The following is a 22,922-nucleotide window of genomic DNA, read 5'->3' as shown; positions in this document are numbered from 1 at the left end:
GGGGCAGTCAAACCTGATTGAGTATAACATTGGAAAGTTGACGAAATCTTCCGCTGCTAAGTCTCATTAAATTCAATGGTCTGCAATCTCATGATTGCAGATGAATGCTATTTTTTACCCGGGCCTGATGCAGCGATACGCGCGACCAGATCAGGGAGTGCCGTCGTTTCCATGAGGCCGAAGTTGCGATCTTTCCACAGATCGCTGCTTCCACCGGGAACGACTGCCTGCCTGAAACCGAGCTTTTCAGCTTCCTTCAGTCTCTGTACTGCATGAGAAACCGCACGAACAGCACCAGAAAGGCTGATTTCGCCGAAATAAACACTATCTGCGGGCAGGGCAATACCTGCAATGGACGAAACAAGCGCCGCAGCCACTGCGATGTCAGCCGCAGGCTCACTGATCCGATAACCCCCAGCAACATTGAGGTAGACATCATGCTGGCCAAAGCGCACACCACAATGTGATTCGAGAACGGCCAGGATCATCGCAAGGCGGCTTCCATCCCAACCAACAACAGCGCGGCGCGGTGTGCCGAGCGAAGAAGGGGAGACGAGAGCTTGTATTTCCACCAGAACCGGGCGTGTTCCTTCCATCCCCGCAAAAACAGCAGCACCCGGCGATTTCGCATTTCGCTCGCCCAGAAACAGCTCAGATGGGTTGGAGACTTCGCGTAATCCGCCATCCGACATTTCAAACACACCGATTTCGTCGGTCGGTCCGAAACGGTTTTTGACCGTGCGAAGGATGCGATACTGATGCCCGCCTTCGCCCTCAAAATAGAGAACGCCATCGACCATATGTTCAACGACGCGCGGGCCAGCAATCTGGCCTTCTTTGGTAACGTGGCCAACAAGAACAACGGCAGCACCCGTCTGCTTGGCATAGCGGATCATTGCCTGAGCGGATGAGCGCACTTGGGTGACTGTTCCCGGGGCAGAATCTGCCATATCCGTCCAGAGTGTCTGGATCGAATCAATGATGACGAGATCGGGCCGCTTGCCATCGGAAACGGTCGCAAGAATATCTTCGACATTGGTTTCAGCGGCCAGTTCCACGGAAGAAGATGCCACACCAAGACGTTGCGCCCGAAGACGTATCTGCGCGACGGCTTCTTCGCCTGATACATAGACGATGCGGTGCCCGCGATTGGCAAGCGCTGCTGCTGCCTGTGTCAGAAGCGTTGACTTGCCGATGCCGGGATCGCCGCCAATCAGGATGGCAGAACCACGCACGAAGCCACCGCCGGTAACGCGATCAAGTTCGCTGATGCCGGAAATGATGCGCGGCGCATCTTCGATTTCGCCTGAAAGTGAAGTGAGAGCAACAGCGCGGCCCTTACGCTTGGAAAGCATGGAGCCGGGGCCAGACCCGATGCCGCTGTTGGTGCCTTCTTCGACGAGTGTATTCCACTCGCCGCAGGAGTCGCACTTACCCGCCCAGCGCGTGTGAACTGCACCGCAATTCTGGCAGATGAACTGAACGCGTGCTTTAGCCATCAGGCATGCCCGCTGAGATAGGGAAAACTATTCATACTGCTCCGGCAGATAGGAACCTTCGGCCAAATCTGCAAATCGTGTGAATTCGGACTGGAAGGCGAGCTTTACGGTGCCAGTCGGTCCGTGACGCTGCTTGGCAATGATAACGTCGGCGGTGCCACGCACTTTTTCAAAATGCTGCTTCCACTCTTCATATTTCGGATCAAACTCGTCGCGTGGTTCGAGATTCTTGACGTAATATTCTTCACGGAACACGAAAAGAACCACGTCGGCGTCCTGCTCGATCGAACCCGATTCACGAAGATCGGAGAGTTGTGGGCGCTTGTCATCACGGCTTTCCACCTGACGCGAGAGCTGCGACAATGCGATGATCGGAACATTGAGCTCCTTGCCAAGCGCCTTCAGTCCTGTGGTGATTTCAGTGATTTCCTGCACGCGGTTCTGTGCCGATGCCTTGGACGAACCGGTCATCAGCTGAACGTAGTCGATCACCAGAACGTCAAGGCCGCGCTGGCGTTTCAGACGACGTGCGCGAGCTGCGAGCTGTGCAATGGAGATGCCACCGGTCTGATCGATATAAAGCGGAATCTTCTGCATCACCTGTGAGCAGGCCACCAGCTTCTCGAAATCTGTTTCAGTGATGTCGCCGCGACGGATTTTCGAGGAAGACACTTCCGTCTGCTCGGAAATGATACGGGTTGCGAGCTGCTCCGCCGACATTTCAAGCGAGAAGAAACCGACAACGCCGCCATTTTTGGCCTTCATCGTGCCATCGGCCTGCTGCTCGGCTTCATAGGCATTGGCGATGTTAAACGCGATGTTGGTCGCAAGCGAAGTCTTGCCCATACCCGGACGACCCGCAAGGATGATCAGGTCGGAAGGCTGCAAACCGCCCATCTTGCTATCAAGCGTATGAATGCCCGTGGATACACCCGACAAATGGCCGTCGCGCATGAAAGCGGCATTGGCCATGTCAACAGCTGTTGTGACTGCATCCTTGAAGGCCTGAAAACCGCCGTCATAGCGGCCCGTTTCTGCAAGTTCGAACAGACGGCGCTCGGCGTCTTCGATCTGTTCTTGTGGAGCATTATCAACTGGCGCGTCATAGGCGATATTGACCATATCTTCGCCAATGCCGATCAAGGCCCGTCGCGTTGCTAGATCATAGATCGCGCGGCCATAGTCTTCGGCATTGATGATGGTCACGGCTTCCGTTGCAAGACGTGCAACATACTGGAATACAGTCAGGTCGCCGATCTTGCCCTCATTGGGCAGGAAGGTCTTCATCGTTACCGGGTTGGCCATTTTGCCGACGCGGATGAGATCGGTTGCGATCTCATAGATCCGGCGATGCAAAGGCTCAAAGAAATGCGTTGGTTTCAGAAAGTCTGAAACGCGATAAAAGGCGTCATTGTTGATGAGAATAGCACCCAAAAGCGCTTGCTCTGCTTCAATATTGTGGGGCGCTTCACGATAAAGCGCGTCTTTTTGATCGCGCGCATCGTCGAGTTTGCGTACCGCCGCTTCCGCCATAGATCTGATATCCTGTTCCTGATCGTTCCAACCAAACCTGATGAGACGTTAAACGCAACACGGTCTCAAGGTGATTCCTGCTGGAGGAGTGAAACTATACCATGATTCACAGGTGTCCACAGTTCATGCTTCAACCTTTTACACTCGGATTTGACGAATTAATTCAGGCCTCGGCCTTCTTTTTTGAAGCCGATATTTCGCTGTTTGCGCCTTTTGGCGCACTGTCGAGCCGCTTTAAACGCTTTTCCTCAGCCTCAATATAATTGCGTGTAAGCGGCACAGCGTCCTGCTTGTGCGCAATCTGGATGTGGAAGACCATCATGTTCTGCCAGCGGAAGGCACTTTCAGATGCTGCCAGATAAAACTCCCACATCCGGCAGAAGCGTTCGTCATAGAGTGCCTTGGCTTCCTCACGCCGGGCCATGAAGGCAAGCCGCCATTCCTTGAGTGTTTCTGCATAATGAAGCCGCAGAATTTCAATGTCAGTCACATAGAGCCCGGCCTTCTCGATATGCGGAAGCACTTCAGAGAGGGCAGGGATATAGCCACCGGGGAAAATATATTTGCGGATGAATGGATTGGTTGCACCCGGACCGTCGGCGCGGCCGATCGCATGAAGAAGGAAGACCCCGTCCGGCTTCAAAAGGCGTGCAGCGTGCTGAAAATACTCTGCAAAGTGACCAACGCCCACATGTTCAAACATACCGACTGAAACAAGCCGGTCAAACTGATCATCAATATTGCGATAATCAGTCAGTTGGAAATTTGCGCGGTCCGCAAGCCCTTCTTCGACGGCACGTTTATTCGCAATGGCGTGTTGTTCTTCAGAGAGCGTAACGCCTGTGACGTTGGCCTTGAGATAACGGGCCAGATAAAGCCCCATCCCGCCCCAGCCGCAACCGATATCCAGTACATCATCGCCCTCTTTGATGAGGAGTTTCGCTGCTATATGACGTTTCTTCGCGAGCTGTGCCTCGGCGAGCGATGCATTGGGGGTTTCGAAATAGGCGCAGGAATATTGCTTGTCGGGATCAAGAAACAGGTCGTAGAGCGCCCCTGAAAGATCATAATGGCTTTTGACGTTGCTCGATGACCGAGCCAGATTATTCATCTGCTGGAAGCGGCGAAACAACACGCGGACCTTACCAGCGGCTTTCATCCAAGGTTCGGTCGCAGCTGTTGGTCCGGTATTCTCGAAGACGATTTTCAAAAGTGTATAAATGTCACCTTCCAGAAAATCGATCTCACCATCCATGAAGCATTCAGCAAGCTTGAGCTCCGGGTCGAGTGCTACGGCACGTTCAGCATGAAGCGTATTGAAGCGTATATGAACGCCTTCGCCGGTCTTATCTCCATAATGAAAAATACTCCCGCCAGAATCAGTGACTGTGAGGTCGCCGATTTTGATCATATGCGAAAGAACAGTACGCAGCATTCTATGCATCAGCCCCATCCCCTTTTTAGAGACTTGAAGCAAGTGCAACGCCCGTGCGGTTGCATGGCAGGCGGCCTGTTGCCTAAATTAAAGCCGCGCTGTCATCAGATTTCAGGCAATTCCCCTCGGTCAATTGGCCTAAGGCTCTCGCCTGAGCAAACGCGAACGTTTCCGTCAGCACCCTCTTCAATCCAACACTAATGTGAAGAATAGGCGAAATTTCTGATCTGAAAAGAGTAAATGCCCGACGGAAGCCGCCGGGCATCTTCATTTAAAGTTTACCACCATGGGAATGCCCGCAATATGAGAAGGCATCCGAGGTAAGTAAAGGCTCATTAAGCCTGATCTTCACCTTCTTCGTCTTCGTCGAAGATTTCTTCAGAAAGTGGAGCTTCTTCGATGCCGTAGATTGCTTCGATCGAAGTCAGGTCTTCACCCTTTGCCTGACGTTCGGCTTCTTCAGTCGAACGAGCGATGTTTACAGAAACCGTAACTTCCACTTCAGGATGCAGGGAAATAACGATTTCATGGATGCCGATTGCCTTGATAGGCTGCTTCAGTTCAACCTGATTGCGGTGCAGGTTAAAGCCGTTTTCAGTGACGATTTCAGCGATATCGCGAGTCGAAACCGAACCGTAGAGCTGGCCGGTTTCACCAGCCGAGCGAACAACGATGAAGGATTCGCCGTTGAGCTTTTCAGCAACTGCTTCAGCTTCGTTCTTGCGTTCAAGGTTCTGAGCTTCGAGCTGTGCACGCTGGCCTTCGAACTTCTTGCGGTTGGCTTCGTTGGCGCGAAGAGCCTTGCCCTGTGGCAGAAGGAAGTTACGGGCAAAGCCGTCCTTGACCTTTACAGTGTCGCCCATCTGACCGAGGCGAGCGATGCGTTCCAGAAGAATAACGTCCATTTGAGTTTCCTTTCGAGATTGAAATTTGAATTTATTGTTTGTCAGTATTTGGAATTTTCGAGATTGGCGCCCCGCGCGATGTATCGAAAAGTCCAAAAACCATGAAGACGAAAAGCACGAATGCGAAGAGAATAATCGCAATGTAAACCAGCCAGAGCGCAACCGGACGCCAAGGCTTGCCACGAGTGCGCTGATGGAAAGTCGCAAGGCCGGCAATCATGAAACCAAAGCTCAATGCGCCAACAACCACTGCCGCTATGAGCCCGGCTGCGCCGGGCAAAAATGCAATAGCGAGAGCAACGGCAAAAACCAGAAGCGCCGGACGCGGCATACGCATTGTTGCGGGCCAGTCATCACGCGGGCGGCGCAAACGACCTGAAAGGGCTGTGAGACGCAGAGCGAGATAAAGATTGCCGACCAGAATAGCGAGACAGGTTGCAGGCTGGATCGCAGGCAGCGCTACAATCAGGAGGGCGCTGACACTCTGGCGCATTTCATCGCTGGCGGTAAATTGCGGATCGGCTGCGGCAAGACTGTCGATCAGCGTATTGGCAAGTTCACGAGCCATTTCTGGTCCGAAACCCACGATGAAGCCAATGATAATGAAACTTGCGGCAACCATCAGTGCCAGGCGGAAAACGATGTCCGACAGCGGATACCAGACCATGATATCCTTCGGTCCGCCAAGCTCGGAGGCCGGACGGGCAAGACCGGAAAGATAGGCGCCGATTGCAGCAGGCGCATAACTTGTCAGCGCCATAAGAACCGCTGCCATCGGAGTTGCGACGACACCGATTGCAATGGTGGCGCAAGCAGCAGCGATAAGCCCCGCGCTCGAACCCCAGCCAAGAGCGGCTACAAAAATCGGCAATGGTGTCAGGAAATAGAGAACCACCGCCATGCCCGACTGGGCGATGACGCCAGACGACATCAATGCCGAGGCAAGCCCCGCCAATATGCCGACTCCAATGATGGTTCCATTGAATTTCATAAATTCGCTGTCCTGCTCCGGCTTTCCCGGTTTTGCAGTTAGAGGCGGCGTTTCCACGCGATAGCCCCAACTTGGGATTTTGAGTGCTCCGGTTACGCCCATCGTATCCGGGAAGAAACATGGGAGGCGAAGAATCGCCTCCCAAAAAGTCTTACTTTACAACGTAAGGCAGCAGGCCGAGGAAACGTGCACGCTTGATCGCCTGAGCGAGTTCGCGCTGCTTCTTCTGGCTGACAGCCGTAATACGGGAAGGAACGATCTTGCCGCGTTCCGAAATGTAACGCTGCAGGAGCTTGATGTCCTTGTAGTCGATCTTAGGCGCATTTGGACCTGTGAATGGGCAGGTCTTGCGACGACGATGGAAAGGACGACGGGTTGGGATCTGATTGATATCAACCATGATTATGCTCCTTCGCCAGCTTCGTTGTCACGTGGGCGACGTGGGCCGCGATCACCACGATCACCACGGTCAAAACCGCCTTCGCGTGGACGACGTGGGCCACGGTCGTCACCATCGCGTTCACGACGATCGTCGCGGCGCGAAAGCATAGCCGACTGGCCTTCTTCGTGTTCTTCAACGCGAATGGTCATGAAACGAAGAACGTCTTCGTTGATGCGCATCTGGCGTTCCATTTCAGCAACAGCTGCTGCTGGTGCGTCAATGTTTACGAGCGTGTAATAGGCCTTGCGATTCTTCTTGATACGATAGGTGAGGGGACGAAGACCCCAGTTTTCTACCTTACCAACCTTGCCGCCATTAGCTTCGAGGACACCCTTGTACTGTTCGACGAGTGCGTCGACCTGCTGCTGGGAAATGTCCTGGCGGGCAAGAAGCACATGTTCATAAAGAGCCATTGGCTTTGCCTTTCTTCTGTTGCATCACGCTGGCACTAACGGCTAAGCCTCTGCGACTTCTCTTAGAACCGGAGAACCGGGAAGAAAGGACGCTTGGGTAAAGACAATCGAGAGCGGAGACACGGGAGATTGAAGCACTTTAGGCCGCAACGAGCAAAACAACATAAGTAAGCATTTACTTGTATCTTTTTGCACGATCCTCCGTTCAGCCCCCAGCTAATGCCAGCAACGAACGGGCGCTCATTACGTGCTTTTCCCCGGATTTGCAAGCGTTGAGACCCTCAAAAATCCACAAATACTTGACTTTTCAACCCATGCTGGGGCACATCGCGTGAAATTGTTATATAAAAGAGGCATTCATGGCGGTAGCATTTACCTTTCCCGGACAGGGCAGCCAGGCAGTCGGCATGGGCAAGGCTTTGGCAGAACAGTTCGCTGAAGCACGCGCTGTTTTCGAGGAAGTGGACGCAGCGCTGGGCGAAAAGCTCTCCGCAACCATGTTTGAAGGTCCAGAAGACGTTCTGACGCTGACAGCCAATGCGCAGCCGGCTCTGATGGCTGTTTCTATTGCTGCACTGCGTGTCATGGAAGCACAAGGCTTCTCTTTGAAAGACAAGGTTGCTTATGTGGCCGGTCATTCGCTCGGCGAATATTCGGCACTTTGCGCTGCCGGAACTTTCTCGCTGGCCGATACTGCGCGTCTTCTGCGCATTCGCGGCAATGCCATGCAAAAGGCTGTTCCGGTTGGTGCAGGCGCTATGGCCGCTATTATCGGGCTTGAGCACGGCGATGTTGAATCCATCTGTGCGGAAGCTAAAGCCTCGGGCTCGGTTCAGATCGCTAACGATAATGGCGGTGGTCAGCTTGTCATTTCCGGCTCAAAGGCTGCGGTAGAATTGGCCGCTTCGCTTGCCTCCGAAAAAGGTGCCAAGCGTGCAATCATGCTGCCTGTCTCTGCACCGTTTCATTCGACACTGATGGCTCCCGCCGCTGACGCAATGCGTGAAGCGCTGGCTCAGGTTGATAAGCATAATCCGGTTGTGCCGCTGATTGCCAATGTGCGTGCAGCGCCTGTGACGGATGCCAATGAAATTGCTGATCTTCTGGTTGAGCAGGTCACGGGTCAGGTGCGCTGGCGCGAGACTGTTGAATGGTTTGCCGCCAATGGCGTGACAACACTTTATGAAGTAGGATCGGGCAAGGTCTTGACCGGGCTTGCGCGTCGTATCTCAAAGGATGTGACCGGTGTTACTGTTGGTTCGGCCGAAGAAATAGCTGCGGCGCTCGCTGCATTGAATAGCTGAAGGATCTGGAATGTTTGATCTGACTGGCCGCAAGGCTCTCGTAACCGGGGCGACCGGTGGTTTGGGTGAAGCGATTGCTCGCGCTCTTCATGCGCAGGGCGCCATCGTTGGCTTGCATGGCACCCGCGAAGAAAAACTCAAAGAACTGGCTGCTGAACTTGGCGAACGCACATTCATTTTCCCGGCCAATCTGTCTGATCGTGAAGCCGTCAAGGCGCTCGGCCAGAAGGCCGAGGAAGAGATGGGCGGTATCGACATTCTCGTCAACAATGCTGGCATTACCCGCGATGGTCTTTTTGTGCGCATGAGCGACGAAGACTGGGATGCGGTGCTCAATGTCAATCTGACATCTGTATTCAACCTGACGCGTGAGCTGACCCATCCGATGATGCGCCGCCGCAAGGGTCGTATCATCAACATTACATCGATTGTTGGGGTGACTGGCAATCCAGGACAGGCCAATTACTGCGCTTCCAAGGCGGGTCTGATCGGCTTCTCCAAGTCGCTGGCGCAGGAAATTGCAAGCCGGAATGTTACGGTGAATTGCATTGCTCCGGGCTTCATCGAATCGGCCATGACCGACAAGCTCAATGAGAAGCAGAAAGATGCAATCATGAGCAACATTCCAATGAAGCGCATGGGTGTTGGCAGCGAGATTGCTGCTGCTGTGGTTTACCTTGCCAGTGATGAAGCTGCTTATGTTACGGGCCAGACGCTGCACATCAATGGCGGCATGGCAATGATTTAAACGCTCTTTCACAGCGCTTAAATCAGAATTATACGGTATAAAAAGTCTTAAAGTCGGGTGGTGGAAACCAAAATGCGCTTTGCCTTGCTCGAGAAGCATGGTAATGCGCCCGACGAGAGTTTCGGCGTTTCGTTCGCGGAATGCCGTTATCCTGTTCCGCAAGGAATATCCACAGGATGGCTGTCAGGCGATTAAACTCGAAACTTGGCAGGCATCTTATAACTTGATTACAATCATGCATGCCGCTAACCAAGGCAGAGCAAGTTAACAACAGGTCGAGGTTCCGACATGAGCGATACCGCAGAGCGCGTCAAGAAAATCGTTGTTGAGCATCTGGGTGTAGATGCAGACAAGGTCACCGAAGGCGCAAGCTTCATTGATGATCTTGGTGCAGACAGCCTCGACACCGTCGAGCTGGTTATGGCTTTCGAAGAAGAATTCGGCGTTGAAATTCCTGACGACGCTGCAGAAACGATCCTCACGGTCGGCGACGCTGTGAAGTTCATCGATAAGGCTTCTGCCTAATCTGAGCTACAAGGGCTGGGATTCTTTTGAATCCCGGCCCTGCTTGTCTTTTGTTTGAGGGCATTGGACGATTATTATCGGTTTGGCGACATAGCCATCTGCATATGGCAGTCCGGTAACGAGATTGAGCATCGACCGTATGAGGCGCTTTCGCCTGCGGGATAGCTCCAAAGCAACCTATCAAATTTAAGGGGTGAATATGAGGCGTGTCGTCATCACCGGTCTTGGTCTGGTGTCTCCGCTTGCAAGCGGTGTCGAAGAGACCTGGAAGCGTCTTATTGCCGGTGAAAGCGGTGCTCGCCGCATCACGGAATTTGAAGTTGATGATCTGGCCTGCCAGATCGCCTGCCGCATTCCTGTTGGCGACGGCACAAATGGCACCTTCAATCCCGACCTCCATATGGAGCCTAAGGAACAGCGCAAGGTTGATCCGTTCATCGTCTATGCGGTCGGCGCTGCCGATCAGGCACTGGATGATGCCAACTGGCATCCGACAAGCGATGAAGATCAGGTGCGCACCGGCGTTCTGATTGGTTCCGGCATTGGCGGCATCGAAGGCATTGTTGAAGCTGGCTACACGCTGCGCGACAAAGGCCCCCGCCGCATTTCGCCTTTCTTTATTCCTGGCCGTCTGATCAATCTGGCTTCCGGCCACGTCTCGATCAAGCACGGGCTTCGCGGGCCGAACCATTCGGTTGTCACTGCCTGCGCAACTGGCACGCATGCCATTGGTGATGCTGCACGTCTGATCGCTTTTGGTGATGCGGATGTTATGGTTGCCGGTGGTACGGAATCGCCGGTCAGTCGCATTTCGCTGGCAGGTTTTGCTGCTTGCAAGGCGTTGTCCACCAAGCGCAACGATGACCCAACCGCAGCGTCCCGTCCTTACGACGAAGACCGTGATGGTTTCGTTATGGGTGAGGGTGCCGGCGTCGTGGTTCTTGAAGAGCTGGAGCATGCTCTTGCACGCGGTGCAAAGATTTATGCTGAAGTCGTGGGCTATGGCCTGTCGGGCGATGCTTACCACATCACAGCTCCAACTGAGAGCGGCGAAGGCGCAGAGCGCTGCATGGTTGCCGCGCTGAAGCGTGCGGACATTACGCCTGACCAGATCGACTACATCAATGCACATGGCACTTCGACCATGGCTGATACAATCGAATTGGGCGCAGTTGAACGTGTCGTCGGTGACGCGGCCTCGAAGATTTCCATGTCTTCGACAAAATCCGCAATCGGCCATCTGCTTGGTGCTGCTGGCGCTGCAGAAGCAATCTTCTCGACGCTTGCAATTCGCGACAATGTGGCTCCTCCAACGCTTAATCTGGACAATCCTGCGGTCGAGACGAAGATTGATCTGGTTCCGCACAAAGCACGCGAACGCAAGATTGATGTGGCCTTGTCAAACTCGTTCGGCTTTGGTGGCACCAACGCTTCGCTGATTTTGCGCCGTTATTCGTAAAATATCGGGCGTTGAAAATTGAGCTTGTTTAAAAAACGCGGGGATTTCTCCGCGTTTTTGTCAAAATATGACCCAATGTCATGTTTAAAATTGCCAATTATGTTTAGTGTTGCTCTGTGCATTGCAATTCATTTGGCAATTGATTTGAATGCCGTTTCACGCTGAGCAGATCAAAAGAGTTTAGATACGGCGATTTGAAAAAAGTCAGATCGGAACGTGCTCTAAAGACGAGGTAGTCGAGTGACGTCAGAGGAAAAGGCGGGAAGCAATTCCGTCCAACAGCCGCCGCAGGATAACACACCATCGTCTGCGGTGCCGGAACAAGCCGTATCTGCCAAGCCTTTTGTGCCAAAATCCGCCTCAGAAGTGTTGCGTCCGGAGCCGGGCACGCCGCCGCCGCGCAAGCGTTCGCGTCATGCCCGCAGCCAGATTGTCGTCTTCATGAACTTCATGCTGTCGTTGATCGTGCTGATTTTGCTGGGTGCTTCGGCGCTGTTCTATTTCGGCAAGCTCCAATTTGACTCGGCAGGTCCATTGACTGCGGAAACAACTTTCCTTGTGAAACGTGGTGCTGGCGTCTCGGAAGTTTCCAACAGCCTCGAAAATCGCGAGATTGTCAGCGATGCACGTATTTTCCGCTATGGTATGCGCGCCTATGGCCATGAGAACGATCTGAAGGCTGGCGAATATGCGATCCCAGCTGGCGCAACCATGCGCGATGTGATGAATATTCTCATCAGCGGCAAGTCGATCATGTATCCGTTGACGATCCCCGAAGGTCTGACCGTTAAGCAGGTATTCGACCGTATTTCTTCCGACCCTATTCTTGTCGGCGACATGCCAAAGGAAATGCCTGCTGAAGGCGGGTTGTTTACTGATACGCTCAATTTCACACGCGGCACGACGCGCGAAGAAATCATCAATCGTATGGTGACTTCGCAGCAGAAGTTGATTGACGAAACATGGGCAAAGCGCCGTCCTGATCTGCCGGTCAAGGACAAGAACGAATTCGTGACGCTTGCTTCGATCGTCGAGAAAGAAACAGGCATTGCATCGGAGCGTCCGCATGTGGCTTCGGTTTTCGTCAATCGCCTGAACAAGGGTATGCGTATTCAGTCTGATCCGACCATTATCTATGGTTTGTTCGGCGGTGCGGGTAAGCCTTCGGACCGCCCGATTTTCAAGTCGGACATTGAGAAGCCAACGCCATACAACACCTATGTGATTAACGGCCTGCCGCCGACACCGATTGCCAACCCGGGTCGCGCAGCGCTCGAAGCCGTTGCCAATCCGCTTGATACTGAAGACCTCTATTTCGTTGCTGATGGCACTGGCGGGCACGTTTTTGCCAAGACGTTGGCTGAACACAATGCCAATGTGCGCAAATGGCGTGCTGTTGAACAGCAAAAGAACCAGGCACAGCAGCAAAACACCGCCCAGTGATGGGCGGTTTTATTTCGCTTGAAGGATAAGAATATGGCGCTCCAGAGTATGACAGGGTTTGCGCGCCATGCGATACAGTACGGTGCTGCAAATAATGAAGCGCGTATCGTGTGGGAAGTCCGCTCGGTCAACGGTAAGGGACTTGATTTGCGCTTGCGCCTGCCGCAGGGTTTGGAAGGCGCGGAGCACGCGATACGCTCGCTTCAGGCGCGCTATTTCTCGCGCGGAAACTTTCAAGCCAGTCTTAGCGTCGAACGCACAGAGGTACAGGGTGGTTTTGCCATTAATCAGGCGATGCTTGATGAAGTGCTGAAACTGGGGGCTGAGCTACAGGCCCGTCATGGTTTGGCGCCTGCAAGCGTTGACGGTATTCTTTCGCTGCGCGGTATCATCGATCAGGCGCAACTGGGCGAAGACGACAATGCTCGTGCCGGCCTTGAGGCCGCAGTTGTTGCAGCCTTTGAAGGTGCATTAAAGGCGATTTCAGAAGCCCGTACGCATGAAGGGCAGTCGCTTTTCGCTATTTTGTCCAGCCACGTCGATACGATTGAGCATCTGACGCTGGAAGCGCGCAACGATCCATCGCGCAGCATCGATGCTATTCGCGCGAGGCTTGGCAGCCAGGTCGCACTTCTGATGGAAACCGGACGTGATCTCGATGAGGCGCGGCTTTATCAGGAAGCAGCATTTCTTGCGACCAAGGCGGATATTCAGGAAGAGCTGGATCGGCTGGAGACCCATGTGGCATCAGCCCGCAAGCTGCTTGCTGATGGTGGCCCAATCGGACGCAAGCTTGACTTTCTTTCGCAGGAATTTAATCGCGAAGCCAATACGCTGTGCTCGAAGTCGAATGCAGCGTCGATCACGGCAATCGGCCTTGAGCTGAAAGCAGTGGTCGATCAGTTTCGCGAACAGGTACAGAATCTGGAGTAACGGAAAATGGCCATATCTTCGGTCGAAAATGGCATTGCACGCCGCGGCCTCATGGTGGTGATTTCATCACCATCCGGCGCTGGAAAATCCACAATCGCCCGGCAATTGCTCAGCGATACGGATATGAACCTTTCGCTTTCTGTTTCCGTAACCACCCGTGAACGCCGACCAAGTGAAATTGAAGGTGTTCATTACCATTTCATCACCAAACGCGAGTTTGAGCGCCGTCGCGACAATGACGAGCTGATCGAATGGGCGGAAGTGCACGGCAATTTTTATGGCACGCTGCGCCAGACGGCCGAAGAAGCGCTGGCCGATGGCAAAGATATGCTGTTCGATATCGACTGGCAGGGTGCTGAGCAGTTGCAAGCCAAAATGCCTGCGGATGTCGTGTCGATCTTCATCTTGCCGCCAACCATGCGCGAATTGCAGAATCGTCTCAACCGCCGCGCGGAAGACACCGCAGATGTCATCGAAACCCGTTTGCAGAATGCGCGTTTTGAAATTCAGAAATGGGCGAAATACGATTATATCGTCGTCAATGAAGACCTTCAGCGTTCGTATGCGGGCATTAAGGGCATCATCATTGCAGAGCGCCTGCGCCGTGATCGCCGTCCGGGTCTCTTTGAATTCGTCGAAGGTCTTCTGGAGGAAAATCCAGAAATCTGACGCATTTCAAAGCGCGGGGAGGGCGTTGCGTGAAACCAGTTGTTGTGGTTACGGGAGGCGGCAGAGGCATTGGCGCTGCTATCGCAGTTCTCTTTGCGCAAGAAGGCTATAACGTCTGCATAAGCTATGTGAACGATGTAGACGCAGCCTTCGCAACCGTTAAGGCGTGTGAAAGCTTTGGTACGAAAGCAATAGCTGTGCGCAGTGATGTGGCAAACCGGGAAGATGTCGCGGATTTATTTACTACCTGTGACGGGGAGCTTGGCGCGCCGCAATGCCTCATCAACAATGCAGGTGTGATTGGGCAAGCCACGCGGATAGAGGGGCTTGAAGCAGAAGCACTCGAGCAGACCTTTAAAACAAATGTCTTTGGGCTGCTTTATTGTATCCAGGAGGCTACACGCCGCATGTCTACGGCGCATGGCGGCGTCGGCGGCACGATCATCAATATTTCGTCGGTAGCAGCGGTTCTCGGAAGCCCCGGTGAGTATGTGCATTACGCTGCATCGAAAGGGGCCGTTGAAACCATTTCAATCGGCGCTGGCAAGGAATTGGCTTCCGAAGGTATCCGCGTCAATGCCATACGCGTTGGCACGACAAACACGTCCATTCATGCATTGAGCGGCAATCCTGATCGTCCTGCAAAAATCGCCGCGATGACCCCAATGGGTCGTATCGCCGAACCGGAAGACATTGCACATACAGCGCTTTGGCTGGCATCTGACAAATCAGGATTTGTAACCGGAACTGTGATTACAGTCGCGGGTGGGCTGAGTGCTTGATTGCATAAGTAAAATTTGGCTATTATTTCGATAGTCGTCCGGTTAGATTTTTTTATGGTTCAAGATGAATTCCATACTGGTAGCAAAAGAATTGGCGGAAAAATATGAATTTGCAGATCGTGAATGGTATTATAATTATAAAATATTTCCGGATTTTTGCGATGAGAAAATAACTAATAAGGGTTTAAATGGTATTTCTAGGAATTTTTCAAAACTGACAAAATCTTGGAGCAAAGAAAGAAACTCAGAGTGGATATGTAGGATATATTTATCTACAAAAATGATTATGATGGCGACTTTACAACTTCAGGCTTTAGAATATGCTAAGGTTCGAAATCTCCGTGTGGTTGTACCATATCTCGAGTATTACTCCATATTATGTTTGTTAAGAGGTATCGTATATACATCGCCTCATATTGAGTGGGATAGTGGAGAGATCATTCGCATTTCACATAATAAAGCGATAGAGTTTTCGTGTAATCACATGGCTCAATTCAATCCAACGCATTCAAATGGCCTTAAAAACCTAATATTGGATTTGAAAGCCAATAGGGAACTTATTTCTTATAGGTCACCTTCTTCTGGAGATTTTTCTTTAATAGAGATTCCCGATATAGTTAAAGAAGCAAAACTACTCGCAGAGGCTTGTCAGGTTAATTCTGAGCTTCTGGAGCGTTCGGTACAGAAAAATTCAGACACTAGTAGTTTTGTTTTTCTTCCAGAGTTTTCTGATCAATTATCATCTATCGAACTGGAGGGAAGAAGCTTCTTTGATCCGGAAGATTGCTATAGACTTAACTACTTAACGAGAAATCATCCATGCCCATCCAACATACTCCATACTATGACAGAAGGACATGTCGAAGATTTTTTTGGTGCTTGGTGGACCGAAAATGACAGTGGAGTAGAATTCGATCCTGATACTAATTGGCAGTTGATTTTTGATATACCATAGAGCGAGGTTTGATTGTTAAAGGGTTTTTATTCTCTTACATCATTCTTATCTTCACCCGATCCGTATCAGCTGCCAATTGCCGGAATGCTTTCAGAAATGGCTTGCCACCGAGCGTCTTGAGTTCGCTCAGGGCTTCGACATTTCGGAACACCAGTTCGCATTCGCCCGGCCAGCCGGGACCACCCCATTGCACGCCATCCCAGAAGGAGTCGAGCGTATAGCCAAAAGATTCCGGGTCGCGAACGGGTACGATATCAAGATAACGTTGCCAGAGTTCGTCAGGAGATTTTATGCCGGTGCAGTCGATTTCATAGACCGGCAGCATCAGTCGATCAGAATAAGGATTGCATCCACCACGGCCAGCATAAAGAGCAACGCTATCATGGTCGCCGCAGCTATCACCATCATACGCTTTTGCCGGGAATTCTTTTCAGGCTGCTTTCCGCTCCAGTCGTAGGGTGTTTCAGGCATATCCTCCTCCAGTCCAGTAATTCGATAAAGTTTGCACTCTATAAGGACTGAATTGCAATACGGTTACCTTCACTATCCGTTATTTCTGCCACAAATGAATTTTCACCGATCGCAGTTTTCGGAAACAGAACTTTGCTTCCGCGTGCTGTTGCTTTCGAAATTGTCTGGTCAAGATCAACGACGCTGAGATAAACAATTGCGCCATTGACGGACGGTACATAGACTTCACCTTCCGCTAAAGCCCCGCTTGCGCCATCCTTGCCTTCCTCAAACGGAAAATAAGCCATGCGGTTGCCGTGGATTTCGGCCACGTCGCCAAATTTTATGCCAAAGACCTCGCTATAAAAAACGATAGCACGTTCAAGCTTTCTGACCGGAATCTCGACATGGGCGATGATATTCATAAAGGTGCTCCAGAAGGGGCAGGAATTGTTTCACTCGCTTTTCTGATCGAATTGAGGATGCGGTTGCGGATCATACCGCTGACAGGACGGATCAGATACCAGTAAGGTGTGAAGCGCAGATGACTTGCGCGATCCGGGCAGAAAACACGCGTTTCGGTGACAAGGCGGGTTTTGCTTCCCTGTTTTGTCACGGTGAAGGCCAGCGCAAGTTTTGCAACGCCCGGCATCCGAAAGGCCAGATAATTGTCCGAGCTTTCCATTTTTTGCAGGCCGAAATCCGCCTTCCAGAACTGTCCGATAAGCCCATAGACCAAAGCTTCGCCGGGCCGATGCTCAAGTAGCGTGAACTCATGCAGACCAAAGGGAGCAGCAACAGTGCTTGTCCGCCCGCGCAATCGTGCAAGGGCGCGCATCGGCACTTCACGTAAGGCAATCATGCTGCGGAAAAAGGCGTCGGTCTCAGGGCGATAGTTCATTGCTGCCTGCAACACCACTTCCGGCGAAGCACTGACATCGCAGCCATGTACTTCGCTGAAGCCATATTCAGGCAGATATTTATCGATCAGCTGCATATGCGGGATTTACACGGCGGTGCCGCCGACAGTCACCTGATCCATGCGTAAGTGCGGCTGGCCGACACCAACCGGCACCCATTGTCCGCCTTTGCCGCAATTTCCGGAGCCGGTATCGAGTTTCATATCGTTACCGATCATCGAAATGCGCTTCATCGCATCCGGTCCATTGCCGATCAGCATGGCACCCTTGATTGGCGCGCCGATCTTGCCGTCTTCGATCATATAGGCTTCCGTACAGCCGAACACGAATTTGCCCGAGGTGATGTCGACCTGACCGCCGCCGAAGGAAACCGCGTAAATTCCCTTCTTCATGGAAGCGATGATCTCTTCCGGCGTCTTGTCACCGGAAAGCATATAGGTGTTGGTCATGCGCGGCATCGGTGCGTGTGCGTAGGATTCACGGCGGCCATTGCCGGTGGCTTCCATGCCCATCAGGCGGGCATTTTGACGATCCTGCATGTAATTGACGAGCTTGCCATCCTCGATCAGCACGGTACGATTGGTCGGTGTGCCTTCATCATCGATGGTCAGCGAGCCGCGACGCTCGGAGATCGTGCCGTCATCAACCACTGTCACGCCCTTTGAAGCCACCTGTTGACCAAGCAGGCCAGCAAAGGCAGACGTTTTCTTGCGGTTGAAGTCACCTTCAAGACCATGACCGACCGCTTCATGCAACATCACGCCCGGCCAGCCATTGCCAAGCACAATATCATAAGTGCCGGCAGGGGCAGGGATTGCCTCAAGATTAACCAGTGCCTGACGCAGTGCTTCATCGGCAACGCTCTGCCAGCTTTCGGTGGTAATGAAGTCGCCGAATCCCTTACGTCCGCCAAGCGTATGCGAACCGGATTCCTGACGATCGCCGTTCCCTGCAACGACCGAAACACTCAGCCGCACCATTGGGCGGATATCGCGCACGAAATGGCCATCGGCACGCAGAATTTCCACCTGCTGCCAGGAGCCTGCAATCGAGACGGAGACCTGACGAACTTTCGGATCCTTGGCGCGCAGGTATGCGTCGATCTTTTGCAGAAGCTGAACCTTGGCATCGAAAGTTGGCGAGCCGATTGGGTTCTCGTCGGTGTAAAGATGGTGATTGGTGCCGGCGGGTGCCGCTGAATAGCTCCCACTATGACCGCTCAATGTTGCGGATACGGCTTCTGATGCACGTTTGAGGGCGGCTACCGACAGATCACCTGCATGGGCATAGCCGATAGCTTCACCGGCAACGGCACGCAGGCCAAAGCCCTGATCCTGATTGAAGGAACCGGTCTTCAAGCGTCCGTTGTCGAAAACAAGTGCTTCCGCCTCTCGATATTCTAAGAAAAGCTCGCCATCGTCACTGCCCTTGAGGCTTTGTGAGACAAGACGTTCAATATCGTCACGCGTTACGTCGAAGCTATCGATCAGGCTCTTCATAAAAATAATCCTGCGGCATGTGTTTGCCACAGGATGTAAGCGCTAAATCCGTTGAGAACAACCATCAGATTAACAACTGTCGCGATTGTGGTGATGACAAGACCAAAACCGTGTGTCGCGAGAACCGGAGCGCAGTGTACTTAAAGGCACATGAGCACCGGAAGCGCAGCGGGACGCGGTTTGCAGCCCGTCAGCACCAGAATCTTATCAAGGCAGGGCGTCGAAGCCTTCACCAAATGCGGTCAAATCTACGGGAATGCCGACGCCTTCTTCCGGTGTCTGGAAGACGATGAAGGTTGCAGATTTGCCATTGCGGAATGTATTGAGCAGTTCGTCTTCCAGGATGACTTCCGCATAGCAGCCATCTTCAAAGCAACGTACGAAGTAAGCGCGCCCGATATCTTTGCCGTCAACGTTCAGTCCAAGGCCATTTGGCAGCAGCACGCCCAGGGGCGCGAGAACGCGTAGGATACGGGCCTTGTTGTCTGCGGTCTTCAGGACCACGACCGAAAGGCCGAGTTCTGGGCGTTTGGCGGCAACCACATTCTGAATGAGTGCGCATTGCTCAGTTTTGGCACCCGCTGGAGTGTCGCAGAGAATCGCCCATGGGCCGTGTTGCGACTTGAGTGTGCCGCTCTGCTGTGGCGTCGAAGGCGATTGTGCCGGTTCCTGCTGTGCTGTTGGTGCGGGAAGCTGGGCTGGCGCTTGCTGTGCAGCGGACGGCAATGTTGCAGCCGAAAGTATCAAAGCTGCACCCGTTGCAAGGATTGCAAGGCGCTGAAAGACCGGGCGGCGGGTGGATGGGCGGAAAATCATGAAATCTCCAGATCGAATCACCGGGACGTTATCCTCTCAAACACGCGGTGAAAAGCTATTGTCGCTCCCGCACCATGATCGAAAAGGCTTTGCCAGCATCGCATCTGCGATGCGTTCCACGGCAGTTGCATCCATTATCATGCGGCACGTTAAAGGAAACCTTATTCTAAATCATGGCTTCATTATGTGACATTCCGGGTTTTCCCAAGTTTTCGCAGGCTTGTATTGGCTTTCTGGCGCTTCGGTACTGGCTTTGGGATGCGAAGCTCTGACGCAGACTCACGCGCAAAAATGCCGCACAGGAACATATTCGCCTTCCTTGCGGTGTGCGTTAAGGTGTGGTTTGAACGCTGACGGGGGATACGGCCGTCTGTACGTCCGGCGTCCAGCTCGAAAGGGCAAAAAGGGAGAGAGTTCTGGTGGATAAAATTGTTGCCACAACGAGGGGTGCCGTCGTTGGTGCTTCCGCTTTGCTGTGGACAAGTGGTGCCGCTCTGGCGGATCAGCCACGTCCGTGGGAAATGACATTTCAAAGTGCTGCGACGGGGATCGCCGAGCAGATTCATTGGTTTGAGCGTTATACGCTCTGGTTCATCGTGCCGATCACGTTACTGGTTCTGGCGCTATTGATCTGGTGTGTGGTGAAATTCCGCGCCAGCGCAAATCCTGAGCCATCCAAAACCAGTCACAATACGGCGATTGAAGTCATCTGGACCGTCGGTCCCGTGATTATCTTGCTGTTTCTGGCGGTTCCGTCGTTTCAGCTTTTGACTGCGCAATATTCGCCGCAGGATCCGACACTGACCGTTAAAGCGACCGGATACCAGTGGTATTGGGGCTATGAGTATCAGACAGAAAACCCGGTAAGCTTTGATTCGCTGCTTCTCAAAGCTGCGGATCGCGCCGCTGAAGGAAAAGAAGATCTGGCTGTCTACCCTCGTTTGCTGGCGGTCGATAATGAAGTGGTGGTTCCGGTCGGGACGACTGTTCGGCTGCTTGTGACTGCCGCTGACGTGATCCATTCCTGGACCATTCCGGCTTTTGGTGTGAAAATGGATGCCATTCCGGGCCGCATCAATGAGGCCTGGTTCAAGGCAGACAAGGAAGGCCTTTATTACGGCCAGTGTTCCGAGCTTTGTGGTAAAGATCACGCTTATATGCCTATTGCCGTGCGTGTCGTCACTGACGAGCAGTACAATACATGGCTGAGCGCAGCAGCGACAAATTTGCAGGATGCAAACAAGGCGCTCAGGTCTGAGCTTGAAAGCAATACAAATGACAAGGTAGCTGCGGCGAGCTTTTAGAAGCCCTGTACGCAACACTGTTGAAAGACGGGAGCGAATTCCATGGCTGGCACAGCAGCTCACGAGCATGGAGCCCATGATGCGCATGACGATCACAAGCCAAAAGGCTGGGTGCGCTGGGTTTATTCTACCAATCACAAAGATATCGGTACACTGTATCTGATCTTTGCAATCATTGCCGGTATCATCGGCGGCGCATTGTCTATTGCGATGCGCGCTGAATTGCAGGAACCGGGCATCCAGATTTTCCACGGTCTGGCGGCAATGGTTTATGGCGTTGAAGGGGATGCGGCACTTGATGCCGGAAAGCACATGTTCAATGTGTTCACCTCGATGCACGCGCTGATCATGATCTTCTTCATGGTCATGCCAGCGCTTATCGGCGGTTATGCCAACTGGATGATCCCGTTGATGATCGGCGCGCCGGACATGGCGTTTCCGCGCATGAACAATATCTCGTTCTGGCTGCTGCCACCGGCACTGCTTCTGCTGTTGATTTCGCTGTTTATGCCTGCTTCACCCGGCACTTGGGGCGTTGGCGGCGGCTGGACGCTTTATCCGCCGCTTTCGACCAGTGGTCAGCCTGGGCCGGCAATCGACTTTGCGATTCTTGCGCTGCATATTGCCGGCGTGTCGTCCATTCTCGGTGCGATCAACTTCATCACCACGATCCTGAATATGCGTGCTCCGGGCATGACGCTTCATAAGATGCCGCTTTTTGCGTGGTCGGTTCTGGTCACTGCATTCCTGCTGCTTCTGTCGCTTCCTGTTCTGGCAGGCGGCATCACGATGCTGCTCACTGACCGTAACTTCGGTACATCATTCTTCGCGCCGGAAGGTGGTGGTGATCCAATTCTCTACCAGCATCTGTTCTGGTTCTTCGGTCACCCGGAAGTTTACATTCTGATCCTGCCGGGCTTTGGTATCGTCAGTCACATCATTTCAACTTTCTCGCGCAAGCCGGTATTCGGTTATCTCGGCATGGCATATGCGATGGTCGCAATTGGCGTGGTCGGCTTTGTCGTCTGGGCGCACCATATGTATACGGTGGGGCTGTCGCTTGATACGCAGCGCTACTTCGTGTTCGCAACGATGGTGATTGCGGTGCCAACGGGCATCAAGATTTTCTCATGGATTGCTACCATGTGGGGTGGCTCGATCACTTTCCGTGCGCCGATGCTCTGGGCTATCGGCTTCATCTTCCTGTTCACCGTTGGTGGCGTGACGGGTGTGCAGCTCGCCAATGCCGGTCTCGACCGTGCGCTGCATGACACCTATTACGTGGTTGCCCACTTCCATTACGTGCTTTCACTGGGTGCTGTGTTCGCAATCTTCGCAGGCTGGTATTACTGGTTCCCGAAGATGAGCGGTTATATGTATGACGAATTTACCGCTAAACTCCATTTCTGGGTCACATTTGTCGGCGTCAATCTCGTCTTCTTCCCGCAGCACTTCCTTGGACTTGCCGGAATGCCGCGTCGTTACATCGACTATCCTGATGCCTATGCGGGCTGGAACATGGTGTCGTCTTACGGTTCCTACATTTCAGGATTCGCTGTTCTGATCTTCCTCTACAATGTCTTCGAGGCATTTGCGAAGAAGCGGGAAGCGGGTGCAAATCCATGGGGGCCGGGCGCGACAACACTGGAATGGCAGCTTTCATCGCCGCCGCCTTACCACCAGTGGGAACAGCTTCCGCGCATAAAGTAAAAGTGCTGAGGGCGAGAACCCGAAAGGGGTTCGCCCTCAGACAAAACTATGTTATGTGCAGGCGGCATTCATTTCCGTCTGTCATCGGCTGACGTTCAAGAACGACGCTTTCGATAGGAAGAATGCATCTCCGGGAGGTAAAGTCGTTTTGGATTGCTGATGTGTGCTCAGGGCCGGGCACAGCATT

The 22,922-nt window shown here is 52.9% G+C and carries 24 protein-coding genes; 11 read left to right on the top strand and 13 right to left on the bottom strand.

The annotated features are described in order from the left end of the window. Nucleotides 1-107 precede the first annotated feature (107 nt). The 7 genes from radA to rpsF all read right to left on the bottom strand — a co-directional run bounded on the left by radA (nucleotide 108) and on the right by rpsF (nucleotide 7,218). Nucleotides 108-1,499 (bottom strand): DNA repair protein RadA, encoded by a 1,392-nt coding sequence (gene radA, locus H5024_RS10045; RefSeq protein ID WP_187546020.1) that lies wholly within the window; start codon nucleotides 1,497-1,499, stop codon nucleotides 108-110. A 27-nt stretch (nucleotides 1,500-1,526) separates the two neighbouring features. After that, a complete protein-coding gene (locus H5024_RS10040; RefSeq protein WP_187546018.1) occupies nucleotides 1,527-3,032 on the bottom strand; it encodes a replicative DNA helicase in 1,506 nt (501 codons plus the stop codon). Nucleotides 3,033-3,195: 163 nt separating this feature from the next. Then, entirely contained in the window at nucleotides 3,196-4,476 is a 1,281-nt protein-coding gene (locus H5024_RS10035; protein ID WP_187546016.1) for a cyclopropane-fatty-acyl-phospholipid synthase family protein, read from the bottom strand. Between the two features lie 326 nt (nucleotides 4,477-4,802). After that, nucleotides 4,803-5,372 carry a 50S ribosomal protein L9 gene (rplI, locus tag H5024_RS10030; protein WP_187546014.1) on the bottom strand — a complete coding sequence of 190 codons (570 nt, stop codon included), beginning with the start codon at nucleotides 5,370-5,372 and terminating at the stop codon, nucleotides 4,803-4,805. A 31-nt stretch (nucleotides 5,373-5,403) separates the two neighbouring features. Next, on the bottom strand, nucleotides 5,404-6,363 hold the full coding sequence (locus H5024_RS10025; protein WP_187546757.1) for a DUF2232 domain-containing protein: 960 nt from the start codon (nucleotides 6,361-6,363) through the stop codon (nucleotides 5,404-5,406). Between the two features lie 151 nt (nucleotides 6,364-6,514). Beyond that, nucleotides 6,515-6,763 (bottom strand): 30S ribosomal protein S18, encoded by a 249-nt coding sequence (rpsR, locus tag H5024_RS10020; RefSeq protein WP_187546012.1) that lies wholly within the window; start codon nucleotides 6,761-6,763, stop codon nucleotides 6,515-6,517. Nucleotides 6,764-6,765: 2 nt separating this feature from the next. Beyond that, nucleotides 6,766-7,218, bottom strand: a complete 453-nt coding sequence (gene rpsF / locus H5024_RS10015; RefSeq protein ID WP_187546010.1) for a 30S ribosomal protein S6 — start codon at nucleotides 7,216-7,218, stop codon at nucleotides 6,766-6,768. A 359-nt stretch (nucleotides 7,219-7,577) separates the two neighbouring features. Here rpsF and fabD point away from each other — a divergent pair, with 359 nt between their 5' ends. From fabD to H5024_RS09970, 9 genes are all read left to right on the top strand, one after another. After that, entirely contained in the window at nucleotides 7,578-8,522 is a 945-nt protein-coding gene (gene fabD / locus H5024_RS10010; protein ID WP_187546008.1) for an ACP S-malonyltransferase, read from the top strand. Between the two features lie 10 nt (nucleotides 8,523-8,532). After that, the gene (gene fabG / locus H5024_RS10005) at nucleotides 8,533-9,270 is read left to right on the top strand and encodes a 3-oxoacyl-[acyl-carrier-protein] reductase (protein ID WP_187546005.1); all 738 of its coding nucleotides are present in this window, start codon (nucleotides 8,533-8,535) and stop codon (nucleotides 9,268-9,270) included. A gap of 288 nt (nucleotides 9,271-9,558) precedes the next feature. Further along, nucleotides 9,559-9,795, top strand: coding sequence for an acyl carrier protein (locus H5024_RS10000; protein WP_002963616.1), 237 nt, complete (start codon nucleotides 9,559-9,561; stop codon nucleotides 9,793-9,795). 199 nt (nucleotides 9,796-9,994) lie between these two features. Beyond that, on the top strand, nucleotides 9,995-11,254 hold the full coding sequence (gene fabF, locus H5024_RS09995; protein WP_187546003.1) for a beta-ketoacyl-ACP synthase II: 1,260 nt from the start codon (nucleotides 9,995-9,997) through the stop codon (nucleotides 11,252-11,254). Nucleotides 11,255-11,494: 240 nt separating this feature from the next. Continuing rightward, nucleotides 11,495-12,697 (top strand): endolytic transglycosylase MltG, encoded by a 1,203-nt coding sequence (mltG, locus tag H5024_RS09990; RefSeq protein WP_187546000.1) that lies wholly within the window; start codon nucleotides 11,495-11,497, stop codon nucleotides 12,695-12,697. A 33-nt stretch (nucleotides 12,698-12,730) separates the two neighbouring features. Further along, entirely contained in the window at nucleotides 12,731-13,630 is a 900-nt protein-coding gene (locus tag H5024_RS09985; RefSeq protein WP_187545998.1) for a YicC/YloC family endoribonuclease, read from the top strand. A 6-nt stretch (nucleotides 13,631-13,636) separates the two neighbouring features. Then, complete coding sequence (gene gmk, locus H5024_RS09980; RefSeq protein WP_187545996.1) at nucleotides 13,637-14,299, top strand: guanylate kinase; 663 nt, start codon at nucleotides 13,637-13,639, stop codon at nucleotides 14,297-14,299. Between the two features lie 29 nt (nucleotides 14,300-14,328). Next, nucleotides 14,329-15,081 carry an SDR family oxidoreductase gene (locus tag H5024_RS09975; protein WP_187545994.1) on the top strand — a complete coding sequence of 251 codons (753 nt, stop codon included), beginning with the start codon at nucleotides 14,329-14,331 and terminating at the stop codon, nucleotides 15,079-15,081. 64 nt (nucleotides 15,082-15,145) lie between these two features. Beyond that, on the top strand, nucleotides 15,146-16,036 hold the full coding sequence (locus H5024_RS09970; RefSeq protein WP_187545991.1) for a hypothetical protein: 891 nt from the start codon (nucleotides 15,146-15,148) through the stop codon (nucleotides 16,034-16,036). A gap of 34 nt (nucleotides 16,037-16,070) precedes the next feature. Here the strand turns inward: H5024_RS09970 and H5024_RS09965 are convergent, their stop codons facing one another. From H5024_RS09965 to H5024_RS09940, 6 genes are all read right to left on the bottom strand, one after another. Then, complete coding sequence (locus H5024_RS09965) at nucleotides 16,071-16,361, bottom strand: hypothetical protein (protein WP_187545989.1); 291 nt, start codon at nucleotides 16,359-16,361, stop codon at nucleotides 16,071-16,073. After that, the gene (locus tag H5024_RS09960) at nucleotides 16,361-16,507 is read right to left on the bottom strand and encodes a hypothetical protein (protein ID WP_187545986.1); all 147 of its coding nucleotides are present in this window, start codon (nucleotides 16,505-16,507) and stop codon (nucleotides 16,361-16,363) included. Before H5024_RS09960 ends, H5024_RS09965 begins: the two co-directional genes overlap by 1 nt. 38 nt (nucleotides 16,508-16,545) lie before the next feature. After that, nucleotides 16,546-16,911, bottom strand: a complete 366-nt coding sequence (locus H5024_RS09955; RefSeq protein WP_187545984.1) for a VOC family protein — start codon at nucleotides 16,909-16,911, stop codon at nucleotides 16,546-16,548. Further along, complete coding sequence (locus H5024_RS09950) at nucleotides 16,908-17,483, bottom strand: hypothetical protein (RefSeq protein WP_187545982.1); 576 nt, start codon at nucleotides 17,481-17,483, stop codon at nucleotides 16,908-16,910. Before H5024_RS09950 ends, H5024_RS09955 begins: the two co-directional genes overlap by 4 nt. 9 nt (nucleotides 17,484-17,492) lie before the next feature. Further along, nucleotides 17,493-18,905 carry a metalloprotease TldD gene (gene tldD / locus H5024_RS09945; RefSeq protein ID WP_187545979.1) on the bottom strand — a complete coding sequence of 471 codons (1,413 nt, stop codon included), beginning with the start codon at nucleotides 18,903-18,905 and terminating at the stop codon, nucleotides 17,493-17,495. Nucleotides 18,906-19,112: 207 nt separating this feature from the next. After that, nucleotides 19,113-19,721, bottom strand: a complete 609-nt coding sequence (locus tag H5024_RS09940) for an invasion associated locus B family protein (RefSeq protein ID WP_187545977.1) — start codon at nucleotides 19,719-19,721, stop codon at nucleotides 19,113-19,115. Between the two features lie 419 nt (nucleotides 19,722-20,140). Here H5024_RS09940 and coxB point away from each other — a divergent pair, with 419 nt between their 5' ends. Next, a complete protein-coding gene (gene coxB / locus H5024_RS09935; protein WP_187545975.1) occupies nucleotides 20,141-21,025 on the top strand; it encodes a cytochrome c oxidase subunit II in 885 nt (294 codons plus the stop codon). 42 nt (nucleotides 21,026-21,067) lie between these two features. After that, nucleotides 21,068-22,735: a cytochrome c oxidase subunit I gene (gene ctaD, locus H5024_RS09930; protein ID WP_187545973.1), complete on the top strand. Its 1,668-nt coding sequence runs from the start codon at nucleotides 21,068-21,070 to the stop codon at nucleotides 22,733-22,735. Nucleotides 22,736-22,922 lie beyond the last annotated feature (187 nt).

The organism is Ochrobactrum sp. Marseille-Q0166, assembly GCF_014397025.1.
Taxonomy (GTDB): Bacteria; Pseudomonadota; Alphaproteobacteria; order Rhizobiales; family Rhizobiaceae; genus Brucella.
This window is presented reverse-complemented; position numbering and strand designations above follow the sequence as displayed.

Bases quoted from the DNA above. Each gene is read 5' to 3' on its own strand.
- radA (WP_187546020.1), bottom strand. From the start codon at position 1,499: ATGGCTAAAGCACGCGTTCAGTTCATCTGCCAGAATTGCGGTGCAGTT.
- H5024_RS10040 (WP_187546018.1), bottom strand. From the start codon at position 3,032: ATGGCGGAAGCGGCGGTACGCAAACTCGACGATGCGCGCGATCAAAAA.
- H5024_RS10035 (WP_187546016.1), bottom strand. From the start codon at position 4,476: ATGCATAGAATGCTGCGTACTGTTCTTTCGCATATGATCAAAATCGGC.
- rplI (WP_187546014.1), bottom strand. From the start codon at position 5,372: ATGGACGTTATTCTTCTGGAACGCATCGCTCGCCTCGGTCAGATGGGC.
- H5024_RS10025 (WP_187546757.1), bottom strand. From the start codon at position 6,363: ATGAAATTCAATGGAACCATCATTGGAGTCGGCATATTGGCGGGGCTT.
- rpsR (WP_187546012.1), bottom strand. From the start codon at position 6,763: ATGGTTGATATCAATCAGATCCCAACCCGTCGTCCTTTCCATCGTCGT.
- rpsF (WP_187546010.1), bottom strand. From the start codon at position 7,218: ATGGCTCTTTATGAACATGTGCTTCTTGCCCGCCAGGACATTTCCCAG.
- fabD (WP_187546008.1), top strand. From the start codon at position 7,578: ATGGCGGTAGCATTTACCTTTCCCGGACAGGGCAGCCAGGCAGTCGGC.
- fabG (WP_187546005.1), top strand. From the start codon at position 8,533: ATGTTTGATCTGACTGGCCGCAAGGCTCTCGTAACCGGGGCGACCGGT.
- H5024_RS10000 (WP_002963616.1), top strand. From the start codon at position 9,559: ATGAGCGATACCGCAGAGCGCGTCAAGAAAATCGTTGTTGAGCATCTG.
- fabF (WP_187546003.1), top strand. From the start codon at position 9,995: ATGAGGCGTGTCGTCATCACCGGTCTTGGTCTGGTGTCTCCGCTTGCA.
- H5024_RS09985 (WP_187545998.1), top strand. From the start codon at position 12,731: ATGGCGCTCCAGAGTATGACAGGGTTTGCGCGCCATGCGATACAGTAC.
- gmk (WP_187545996.1), top strand. From the start codon at position 13,637: ATGGCCATATCTTCGGTCGAAAATGGCATTGCACGCCGCGGCCTCATG.
- H5024_RS09970 (WP_187545991.1), top strand. From the start codon at position 15,146: ATGAATTCCATACTGGTAGCAAAAGAATTGGCGGAAAAATATGAATTT.
- H5024_RS09965 (WP_187545989.1), bottom strand. From the start codon at position 16,361: ATGCTGCCGGTCTATGAAATCGACTGCACCGGCATAAAATCTCCTGAC.
- H5024_RS09960 (WP_187545986.1), bottom strand. From the start codon at position 16,507: ATGCCTGAAACACCCTACGACTGGAGCGGAAAGCAGCCTGAAAAGAAT.
- H5024_RS09955 (WP_187545984.1), bottom strand. From the start codon at position 16,911: ATGAATATCATCGCCCATGTCGAGATTCCGGTCAGAAAGCTTGAACGT.
- H5024_RS09950 (WP_187545982.1), bottom strand. From the start codon at position 17,483: ATGCAGCTGATCGATAAATATCTGCCTGAATATGGCTTCAGCGAAGTA.
- tldD (WP_187545979.1), bottom strand. From the start codon at position 18,905: ATGAAGAGCCTGATCGATAGCTTCGACGTAACGCGTGACGATATTGAA.
- H5024_RS09940 (WP_187545977.1), bottom strand. From the start codon at position 19,721: ATGATTTTCCGCCCATCCACCCGCCGCCCGGTCTTTCAGCGCCTTGCA.
- ctaD (WP_187545973.1), top strand. From the start codon at position 21,068: ATGGCTGGCACAGCAGCTCACGAGCATGGAGCCCATGATGCGCATGAC.